Below are 3,141 nucleotides of genomic sequence, written 5' to 3' on the forward strand. Positions count from 1 at the left end.
GGTTGTGCCAGGCTTCGAGGGAGGTTGTGCCAGGCTTCGAGGGACTGATCCCTCATCTTCTCGTAGGTTTGTCGGCCATACCGGGTTCCCAGGACGAAGCACACGGCCGCCCCCGCTGCGAAGAACCACGCTTTCTCCATGAAATCTCCTGACGTGTAGCACCGGCGATCAGCCGAATCATCGTCGGAACGCCCTGCTTTACAGCTGACCTAGCCCCGAACGCGGGGGGAGTGCACAGTCGTACCCCAGCGCCGGCGTCCGACACCTCGTGGTGGACGGGTCAGACGCCTGCCGCAACGTCACGGCCCGGAAGACGATGCAGTGCTCTCCCCGGTCATGCGTCCGATGGTGTCGAGGACGATGCGGCACGCACCCTCCCGAAATGACACTCCGGATATTTTGCGGGACAGAGACGTCCGCACCCTAAACGGCGATTCTCGCTGATCCGATCGCACCCAGGTGGGTGACGAATGGTGCGATCACTCCGTTCCGGCATGGGCAGTGGTTGTGGGTGCACAACGGCGCACTGCACGGGTTTCACGAGATCACGATTACCCGCCGGGCGGGACGGGCAGTCTGGATCCATGAGCAAGGCGCAGCAGGAGCGGGAAGACAAGTACGACGTCGGCGCCGACTTCGCGGTTCCGGACCTGGACGACCTGGTCCCGCCGGGAGGTCGGCTCGACGAAGACACCGTCACCCTCGACAGCGAATACTTCGACACCACGGACCGGGACCTGCTCCGCCACCACGTCACGTTGCGGCGCCGATCCGGGAACACCGACGCAGGGTGGCAGCTGAAGGTGCCCGACCGCAAGGCGCGCACCGAAATCCGGGTGCCGCTCACCGCGGACGACACGGTGCCCGGCGAGCTGGCCGCCCTGGTCTCGGGGGTGGCCCTGGGCAAACCGGTGCACCCGGTGGCGTCGATCTCGACGGTCCGGCTCCGGCTCCGGATGCTCGACCCGGACGGGAACCTACTCACCGAGGTCGCCGACGACACGGTCCGCGCCACCGCGACCGCCGCCTCGGCCGGGGACGGCGCGGTCGCCAGCGAGTGGCGCGAGGTGGAGGTCGAACTGGGCGATGCCGGTGACGGGAAGCTGCTCGAGGCGGTCGGTGAACGGTTGACCCGGGAAGACGCCCGCCCGTCCTGGTATCCGTCGAAACTGTCCCGGGCACTGAACCCGAACGGTCCGGGCACCGTCGACGACGACCCCGCTGCCGACGACTCCGGGGCGGAGGTGGTTCGGGAGCTGTTGACCGCCTACCTCGACACCCAGGTCCAGGCGATCGTCGGCGGGGATGTGTGGCTGCGCCGCGGGTTGGACCCGGTCCATGCCACCCGGGTCGGGATCCGGCGGTTCCGCAGCACCCTGCGGGTGTTCAAGAAGGTGCTGGATCCCGCCGCCCGGACGCGGCTCGACGTGGAACTGTCCTGGTACGCGGGGGTGCTCGGTGAGGTCCGGGACCGGCAGGTTCAGCGTGCCCGGTTCGCCGCCGCGGTCACCGACCTGCCCGAGGAGCTGGTACTCGGTCCGGTCGCCGCCCGGATCGAGAATGATCTGCTCGCCGAGCAACTCCGGTACCGCGCCGAGGTCATGGAAACCGTCGACGGTGACCGGTACCGGAACCTGCTCGCCGAACTGGCGCGGTGGCGCACCGACCCGCCCATGACCGAGAACGCGACCTCCGGGACCCGGGCGCTGAAGAAGGCCGCCCGGAAGGCCCGCCGCAAGGCCGACAGAAGGTTGGCGGCCGCCCTCGACGACGGCGGCGACGTGGCCCTGCACCGCGCCCGGAAGGCCGCGAAGCGGGCCCGCTACGCCGGCGAACTCACCCGTGGACTGGTCGGGAAGAAGACGAGCAAGAAGAGGATCGCCGAATACAAGAAGATCCAGAAGGTTCTCGGGGAGCACCAGGACAGCGTGGTCGCGCTCGGGACCCTCCGCGACCTCGGTGCCCGCGCCGGGAGCACCGGCGGCGAGAACGGATTCACCTTCGGGTTGCTCTACGGGCTCGAGCTGCAGGCCGCCCGGCGTGCCCGCGACGATGCCGCCCGGCTCACCACCTGACCCTTCGAGCACCGCGCGCACCGCCGACGGGCTCATGACACCCCGATCCACGGGTGGACACGGCATCGACGTGCCCGGCGTCTCCCGGCGGGCGGGCTGCTCGCACGTCTGCTCACCCACGTCCCGGCGGGAACTCGAGGAGCTCGACGACTACACCGCCGCCTGGGCGGTGACCAAGTCCTGGCGACCGGCAACGGAACCGACACCGCACCCCGCTGCGCCATTTCGAGTTCATTCACCTCCTAGGGACCCGACTCCAGAACCTCTGTCTGATCGAAATGCGCGCAATCGCGGATCAAACGCCTGGTGAGCGGTGCACACTGAGAACGGGCATACAACATCGGCGTCCCGAGAGGTGAATCGTCGTGACCGACAAGTCGACCGTCCGTCAAGAGATCGCCGCCGACACGATGATCGGTGCCGCGATCTTGCTGGTCACCAGCGGTGTGCTGCATATCCTGCAGGGGATCGCCGCGATCGGCAACGACCAGGTCTTCGTCGTCATCACCGACTACACCTACGAATTCGACCTGACCGTATGGGGGTGGGTCCATCTCGTGCTCGGAATTGTGATCGCGCTGGTCGGCGCCGCCCTGTTCCGCGGTGGCCTGTGGGCGCGAACGTTGGCAGTCACCCTCGCGGCAGCATCGATCGTCGTCAACTTCCTCTGGCTGCCCCACTACCCGGCGTGGGCGATCGCGATCATCGCGATCGACACGGCGATGATCTGGGCGGTCATGACTGCGATCCCTCGCTCGACCCGGCACTGACACACGCGATCGACGCCGGTACTCTCGACGATCTTCGGTCGTGAACGCGGTGGGGGCAGGGTGAGATGCGCGCCCAGACCGCACGCGAAGATGTGGGGTACGGCGATCGGAAACCTCTTGTCCCCTGGCTGATCCACCACCGAGGAACGGTGCGTGGTGCGATGATGAGGGTATGCGCCGCCATCGTTGGCCGGCTCTCGCGCCACCGGCAGATCGGGGCCTTCGTGTGCACCCCCCGACGCCGATCGTTGCCGAGAAGGACCTGGACCTGGAACTGTCCGCGGTCACCGCGTTCA

General features: G+C 67.8%; 2 protein-coding genes. Both read left to right on the forward strand.

All coding sequences use genetic code 11. The features are described from left to right. The first annotated feature begins 584 nt into the window (after nucleotides 1–584). A complete protein-coding gene (locus tag AC1D1G_RS43600) occupies nucleotides 585–2,075 on the forward strand; it encodes a CYTH and CHAD domain-containing protein (RefSeq protein ID WP_283352392.1) in 1,491 nt (496 codons plus the stop codon). A gap of 365 nt (nucleotides 2,076–2,440) precedes the next feature. Next, nucleotides 2,441–2,845, forward strand: coding sequence for a DUF7144 family membrane protein (locus tag AC1D1G_RS43605; RefSeq protein ID WP_477956753.1), 405 nt, complete (start codon nucleotides 2,441–2,443; stop codon nucleotides 2,843–2,845). Nucleotides 2,846–3,141: the final 296 nt, after the last annotated feature.

The sequence above is a fragment of the Rhodococcus sp. P3_B8 genome (assembly GCF_056402775.1).

Coding starts and splice junctions, on each gene's coding strand:
- AC1D1G_RS43600 (WP_283352392.1), top strand. CDS start 585: ATGAGCAAGGCGCAGCAGGAGCGGGAAGACAAGTACGACGTCGGCGCC.